Origin of the sequence: Rhizobium sp. H4 (assembly GCF_003013335.1) — a bacterium.
Taxonomy (GTDB): Bacteria; Pseudomonadota; Alphaproteobacteria; order Rhizobiales; family Rhizobiaceae; genus Rhizobium; species Rhizobium sophoriradicis.
The window spans coordinates 233,145-240,018 of sequence record NZ_PSOW01000012.1 but is presented as its reverse complement, the minus strand read 5'-3'; the positions used below and the strand labels follow the sequence as shown (position 1 = coordinate 240,018).

The following is a 6,874-nucleotide window of genomic DNA, read 5'->3' as shown; positions in this document are numbered from 1 at the left end:
GTTTTATTGCACGGCACCGGGCAATATCCTCGTCGAGGTTGGTTGGCGGCCGGGTTAGAGTGAGCGGGAGTCCGGTAAACGCGGGGCCGAGGAATAGCCGCAACCTCGCGATTCCCTCTTCTCCCCGGCGGGGAGAAGGTGCCCGTAGGGCGGATGAGGGGGCCGGCGAAGCCGGTCTTTGTACAGGGCACTGCGTACAGGGCGCTGCGGTCGGCGTGGTGGGATAGACCTTTACGAGAGGGAAGTCCGGGTAGCCCCCTCATCCGCCTGCCGGCACCTTCCCCCCGAGGGGAGAAGAGACTTGTGGCTGCCCCTCAGTTCCTCGAGCACCGCTCGCAAGCAAGTCCTCCTCGAGGGTGAGGGGCAAATCATAGGGCGCGAACCGCACAGCCGTGCTTCAGAACTCCGTCCAGTCCGCCTCCTGGCTTTTCGGCGTGCTGCCGCCGCCGAAGGCGTTGGCGAGCGTCTGGCCGAGGGTACGGGCCGGTGAGGCGGTCGGGCGGGCGGTGCCTTCCCGGGCGACGCGGATCGCGGGGGACTTAGCCACCGGCCCCGCGGCGGCGCGCGGGGCTGCGGCCGGCGGCCGGGTAGAGGTGATCGGGGCGGCGGCGGCGAAGCTGCCGGTGCCGGTCAGCCGGAACTGGCCGAGCAGAGTGTTGAGCGCCGTCGCCTCCGTGGCGAGGCTGTGGCTGGCGGCGGTCGACTGCTCGACCATCGCTGCATTCTGTTGCGTGCCCTGATCCATTGTGTTGACGGCTGTGTTGATCTCCTGCAACCCGATCGACTGCTCGCGCGAGGCTTCGGCAATCGCGTGGACGTGCTGGTTGATTTCCTGCACTTCGGTGACGATCGCATCGAGCGCCTTGCCGGTTTCGCCGACCAGCGACACACCGGTCTGCACATGCGCGCCGGAATTGGTGATCAGGTCCTTGATCTCCTTGGCCGCCTTGGCGGAGCGCTGCGCCAGTTCGCGCACCTCCTGCGCCACCACCGCAAAGCCCTTGCCGGCCTCACCGGCACGCGCCGCCTCGACACCGGCATTGAGCGCCAGCAGATTGGTCTGGAAGGCGATGTCGTCGATGACGCCGATGATGTTGCCGATCGCGACCGAGGACTGTTCGATCTGCTGCATCGCGGAGACTGCCTTGCGGACGACCTCGCCGGATTTTTCGGCGCCGAGGCGCGTGCGGGTGACGAGCTGGCTTGCCTCCTCGGCGCGCCTGGCGGCGTCGCGCACCGTCGTGGTGATTTCTTCCAGTGCCGCTGCGGTTTGTTCGACCGAGGCCGACTGCTGTTCCGTCCGCCGGGAAAGCTCGTCTGCGGAAGACCGGATCTCGTTGGCGCCGGCGCCGATTGCCCGCGCATTGGCGCCGACCGCCTGCAGCGTCTCGTTGAGCTTCTCGACCGAGTGGTTGAAATCCTGGCGCAGCGCGTCGAGATGGGCGACGAAAGGCTCGTCGATATGCGAGGCGAGATCGCCGGCGGCAAGGCGGCGCAGGCCGTCGCCGAGGGCCGTGACGGCGCGTTCGAGTTCGGATGCCTCGCGCGTCTTCTGCGCGTCGCGTTCGCGGCGCTCGCCGTCGCTGACGCTGCGCTCGGCCTCGGCGCGGGCCTCGATCTGGCGGCGCTCGATGGCGTTGTTGCGGAAGATCGAAACGGCCTTGGCCATCTGGCCGATTTCATCGCCGCGGTCGAGGCCGCCGATCTCGCTGTCGGTGTCGCCCTCTGCAAGGCGCGCCATGCGCAGCCGCAGCTGCGCCATCGGGCCAGCAATGCCCGACTGTGCGACAGCGACGCTGATGCCGATCGCGGCGAGAACGGCAATGCCGATCAGGAGAAGACAGAAGGTGATCCGGCCATTAACGGAAGCGGAGAGCGCGTCGCCGCCGTCGTTGAGCAGCGCCATGATCGCATCATTGTTGGCGATCATCTTCGGCGTCAGTGCATCGAGCTTGGCATTGATCAGCGCAACATTGGCAAGCGCGCCGGCGCTATCCTTGGCTTTGCTCTGTTCGATGATCTTGTTCGCCAGCGCTTCGATGTCATCGATGCCTGCCTGCAGCTCGTCGATCGCCGCCTTGCGGCTCGGCACCAGCGCCAGTGCCTGTTTCAGCCGGTCGCGCGCCTGCGGCAGCTTGCTCGGCGTGGCGAGCGCCATCTCGAAAGCCGGCGTATCGGGCTTCAACGCGGCCAGCATGGAGACCTGCAGCACCGAGGCCACCACCGAGGCGCTCGCGCGTGCGCTCTGCGTCGAGGCCAGCGCCTCATGATCGATGAAGGCGCTGTAAGCGGCGTCCGCACGGCGAAAATCGGCGATGATATAGAGCAGCCCGGCCATGGTGATCAGCCCCATGAGCGCCACGACCGATATGATTTTCGTGCGGATTTTCAGATGCTTCAGCATGGAAATGTTACCCGGTTGGCCGGGCGTGCCGCACCGGCGCTTTGAAATCAATTGTTACAAACAGAGCGCTGACGCCTGCATCATGCGATCGGCCGGCGGGTCCGATAACGTCGCCACGAATAAGGGGCACTATTCTTTAATTCCGCCCTAACGCCGGTATGGAGAATGCCCGTAATTTTGAGGAACGAGCTTTACGCCCCAACCCCAGAGAGCCTGATCCTGAGGTGCCCCGCAGCGGCCTCTAAGGGGAAGGCGGTCGTTCCGGCGTCGGATACACATATATTCCCCACCGGGCGTGACTCTGTTACATCTCTCCAACCCCGCAACGCTCCGCGCTGAACCGAGACTGGATCACGATGACCGAATCCAAGCTGGCATCCCTGACGCTGAAGGGGTTTTTTGCGTTCGGGCTATTGCTCGTCTCAAGCCTTGCCGCCCCCGCCCAGCAGGCAGCGCCCTCGCTGCCGCTGCTCTTCGATGCGCGTGAGCGTCTTGCCAGACCCGATCTCTCCTCACTGGTTCGCCTGCGCTTTTTGACCTCGGTCGATTTCCCCCCCTTCAATTTCACCGACCAGAACGGCAAGCTTTCCGGTTTCAACGTCGATCTCGCCCGTGAAATTTGCAGCGAACTGGAAATATCGGACAAGTGCCAGATCCAGGCGCTCCCCTTTGCCGATCTCAAGGATGCGCTAGCAGCCTCGCAGGGCGATGCTGTCATTGCCGGTCTTGCGGTGACGCCGGAACTGCGCCGGCAATTCGTCTTCTCCCGGCCCTATCTGATGCTGCCGGCGCGTTTCGTGCGCAAGCTTTCAGTACCGGTGGAGGGCAAGACGGCGGCCGCTCTTGCCGGGCGCCCGGTCGGTGTCGTCAAGGGAACGGTGCACGAGGCGATGCTCGCTGCCTTTTTCCCGGCGCTGAAGGCCCAGACCTTCGACACCAAGGACGCCCTGCTTGCCGCCCTCAAGGACGGCAAGGTCGATGCCGCCTTCGCTGATGCGCTGCAGCTTTCCTTCTGGGTCTCTTCGCCGGCCTCGGACAAATGCTGCGCGCTGTTTGATGGCCCCTATCTCTCCGAGCATTTCCTCGGCGAGGGCATGACGATCATGCTGCGGCAGAAGGACAGCGTGCTGACTTCGGCCATCGATCATGCGCTTGCCGCGCTGTCGCGCAACGGCCGCCTCCAGGAAATCTATTTGCGCTATTTCCCCTATGGGCTCTACTGACAGGCAGGTCGCCTGAAGAGCTTCAGGCCTATCCCTTGCGGAAACGGGCGATGGCGCTGCGCTCGATCGCCGCGCAGGTGAGCTTGTCGAGGCCGAGCCGGTCGCGCAACAGGCTGAGCAGCCGCAGTTCCTCGGCCTTGACCGAGAGATCGGCGGAGGCCACTTCGACGGCAAGCGCATAGGCTGTGTCGTAGAGTTTTGTCGGGAGCGTGTCGCGGACGGTTTCGAGAACGACGTCGAGGCCCTCAGGCCCGGCAAGCAGCGAGGCGCAATCGCGCGCTATCGGAATCAGCCTGTCGTCATCGAAATCCTTGAAAACCGGCAGGAATCCGATCAACTGGCCCATCCTCGTCATCTCACGGTCGTTCATCGTGCTGTCGACGGCGGACGCCATCACCATCACGTAGATCAGTGCGTCATGGGCGGAAAGCGGCTTGTTCATCGGTGATTCCTTTTTCAAATCAGCCGAGATTAGGAATTGGCGATGGCCATTACAAGGGACCGGCGGCATCTCGCGTCCTGCGGCGGCCCGTCATTTGCGACGCGGGTCGCCGCCATAAATGCCTTTCTGCGCTTGCTTCGCCTTCTCGGCGATAGCGTCGAGCGGCGAGCCGGCCGCGGCTTCCGCCCAACCGTTTTCGGCGAGCCATGTGCCGAGATCCTGCGTACCGAGCCGGCAGGCGGCGGTCGCCATCCCCTTCCATTCCGCCGTCTCGAGGTCGCAGGTGAGGCTGCGGTTGCGCAAGAGCTGGCGCAGTGCCGTCTTCGCCATCATGCCGCAGGGCCATTGCCGGCTTGCCGGGCCGCATATCCTGTCGGCCGGTGTCGGGACGATGCCGGCAAGCTGAAGCCGGCGCTCGCCAAAGGAAAGCATGCCGGCATTTTCGGCCACAGGCCGCGCCAGCTCGATCGGCTTCTTGGCGGCCGGCCCCACCGCTTGCCCGCCGGCCAGTTCAGAGGGGCGCGGCGGATCGGCAGGCTTCGCCGCCACGGGTCCGGCCGGGGCGGGTGAGGGAGCGGCCGGTTGCGCCGCGCGCGCGATGATTTCGGCATCCGCGTCCGAGATCGGCGCCGATCGGCCTGTCGCCTCGGGGGTGATTTCCGCCGCCGTGTCGGTTGCCGGCGCCTCTGCGATAGTCGTATCCTCGCCGCCCGTGCCGCCGCCGAGCCTTGCTTCTGCTGATATCAGCAGGCCGGCCACGACCGCCATTCCTGCGAGACCGGTGAAGACGGCGGCAGGCCGCATGGAATATCTTCCTATTGGCTGGCCCAGATAATACGGGCGATCCACTCGACGTCGGACAGATCGAGCGTCCGGTTCGCATGTTCGGGATTGAGCGACATCAGCTCGATCGACCTTGGGCTCTGGCGCAGCAGTACCTTGGCCATCACCTCGCCCTCGCGGGTGCGCACGACGACGCGATCGTTGCGGCGCACCTGCGCGCCGGGCTCGACGATCAGCACGTCGCCGTCGCGATAGAGCGGCATCATGCTCTCACCCTGCACCTCCAGTGCATAGACGCCCGATTTCTGCGACGGCGCAGCCGGAAACTCGACCACGTCCCAGCCTTGCCCGGCCGGAAAGCCGCCATCGTCGAAGAAGCCGCCGGCGCCGGCCTGCGCGAAGCCGAGCAGCGGAATGGCGCCACCGTGCGGCTGAAACCTGCTGTCCGGCTGCCGGGCACGCTCGCCGGTCCGTTCTCCCGAAGCGTCGCCCGGTGGCAGGAGGGCGAGAAACTGCTCCATGGTCGCCCCTGTCGCGTCGAGCACCTTGGCGATCGATTCGGTCGAGGGCCAGCGCAACCGCCCGTCGGCCGAAAGCCGTTTCGACTTGTTGAAGGAGGTCGGATCGAGGCCGGCGCGGCGCGCAAGGCCGGATGGCGTCAGGTCATGCCGTTCGGCAAGCCTGTCGATCGCCTCCCAGATCTGCTCGTGTGACAGCATGTGCGCCCGTTTCCGTGCAGCCTATCCGGGCCGCGCTTCAGCCGGCCGGAAGTGTAACCGACCGGGCGGCGCGCGTAAAGGTAAAGGAGGAATAAAATCCTGCTATCGGCGGTTTCGGGCGCCCTCAGGCGACCATCGCCATATTGATCTTGCCGAGCTGAATGACGGCCTGGGTGCGGCTGTCGACATCGAGTTTCAACAGGATTGCCGAGACATGCGCCTTGATCGTCGCCTCGGAGACGCCGAGTTCATAGGCGATCTGCTTGTTCAAGAGCCCTTCGGCGAGCATGGTCAGCACCCGGCTCTGCTGCGGCGTCAGCGTGTGCAGGCGGTGGATCAGGTCGGCGACATCGGGGTCCTGCTCCTGGCCGTCGCGATAGCTTTCCGGTGTGGCGATATCGCCGGCAAGCACCGTCTGGATGCCGCGGCGAATGTCTTCGATGCCGGAGGATTTCGAAATGAAGCCGGAGGCGCCGAGTTCCAGCGCCCGGCGGATCGTCGTTGCGTCGTCGCTTGCCGAGACGATGATGATCGGCAGGCTGGCGAATTCGGCGCGCAATGCCATCAGGCCGGAAAAGCCGCTGACGCCGGGCATGGCCAGGTCGAGCAGCATCAGATCGGCGTCCGGATGGGCGCCGGCCGCGGTCCGCGCGGCGGCAAAATCGCCGGCTTCGACGATCGACTGGCGACCTTCCATGCCGATGACGGCCTGGCGCAACGCATCGCGGAAAAGCGGATGGTCGTCCGCAATGATGATGGTCTGTTCCTGCATCGAAAACTCCCTCCCAAGAGCCCGATCATGCTGCATGCGACGCCGTCCCCACTGCGATCCATGCATACCTTGCTGATTATATCAGATCAGGTCTTCTGCGGAAGGGGATTGGCCTTTTCCTCGGCCTGGAACTCCTTCACCATCCCCATGAAACTCTTCATCATCTTCTCCATGATGCTGATCGAGCGCTCGACTTCGGCATCGCTCGGCAGCGCCCGCTCGATGAGGCCTCGCTGTTCCAGCTTGGTCACCCGCTCCGAAAGCCGGTCGAGTTCGTCCTCATAGGCCGCCCGCTCGTCGGCTGCCATGCGGCAGACGAGAGCGCCGTCCTTGTCCTGGCAGATCGACATGGCGCCGGTCTGGCGGTCGAGCCGGACGAAATGATCGCCGCTCTTTTCCAGCTGGAAGCGGCTCGCATCGGCCTCGGCCGCCACGGCTGCCAGCGGCAGGAGAACAGCGCCAAGTGTGAGAACCAAAATCTTCATCGTCTCATCCTCCGGATTTGCTTGTGCGGGTCCTGTTTTTTAGGCG

At 64.9% G+C, this 6,874-nt stretch carries 7 protein-coding genes; 1 reads left to right on the top strand and 6 read right to left on the bottom strand.

The genetic code is table 11. From position 1 onward, the window contains the following. Positions 1–397 precede the first annotated feature (397 nt). Positions 398–2,404 carry a methyl-accepting chemotaxis protein gene (locus C4N04_RS20165; RefSeq protein WP_106796846.1) on the bottom strand — a complete coding sequence of 669 codons (2,007 nt, stop codon included), beginning with the start codon at positions 2,402–2,404 and terminating at the stop codon, positions 398–400. Positions 2,405–2,760: 356 nt separating this feature from the next. Between C4N04_RS20165 and C4N04_RS20160 the strand changes: the two genes are divergently transcribed. After that, a complete protein-coding gene (locus C4N04_RS20160; RefSeq protein ID WP_106796845.1) occupies positions 2,761–3,627 on the top strand; it encodes a transporter substrate-binding domain-containing protein in 867 nt (288 codons plus the stop codon). 28 nt (positions 3,628–3,655) lie between these two features. Here C4N04_RS20160 and C4N04_RS20155 read toward each other — a convergent pair whose 3' ends face one another. From C4N04_RS20155 to C4N04_RS20135, 5 genes are all read right to left on the bottom strand, one after another. Then, positions 3,656–4,069, bottom strand: a complete 414-nt coding sequence (locus C4N04_RS20155; protein WP_009996104.1) for a tellurite resistance TerB family protein — start codon at positions 4,067–4,069, stop codon at positions 3,656–3,658. 90 nt (positions 4,070–4,159) lie between these two features. Beyond that, complete coding sequence (locus C4N04_RS20150; RefSeq protein ID WP_106796844.1) at positions 4,160–4,873, bottom strand: thermonuclease family protein; 714 nt, start codon at positions 4,871–4,873, stop codon at positions 4,160–4,162. 11 nt (positions 4,874–4,884) lie between these two features. Further along, on the bottom strand, positions 4,885–5,571 hold the full coding sequence (locus tag C4N04_RS20145) for a helix-turn-helix transcriptional regulator (RefSeq protein WP_096765055.1): 687 nt from the start codon (positions 5,569–5,571) through the stop codon (positions 4,885–4,887). A 124-nt stretch (positions 5,572–5,695) separates the two neighbouring features. Continuing rightward, positions 5,696–6,343: a response regulator transcription factor gene (locus C4N04_RS20140; RefSeq protein ID WP_096765056.1), complete on the bottom strand. Its 648-nt coding sequence runs from the start codon at positions 6,341–6,343 to the stop codon at positions 5,696–5,698. Between the two features lie 86 nt (positions 6,344–6,429). After that, the gene (locus C4N04_RS20135) at positions 6,430–6,828 is read right to left on the bottom strand and encodes a hypothetical protein (protein WP_038686735.1); all 399 of its coding nucleotides are present in this window, start codon (positions 6,826–6,828) and stop codon (positions 6,430–6,432) included. Between the last annotated feature and the right edge of the window lie 46 nt (positions 6,829–6,874).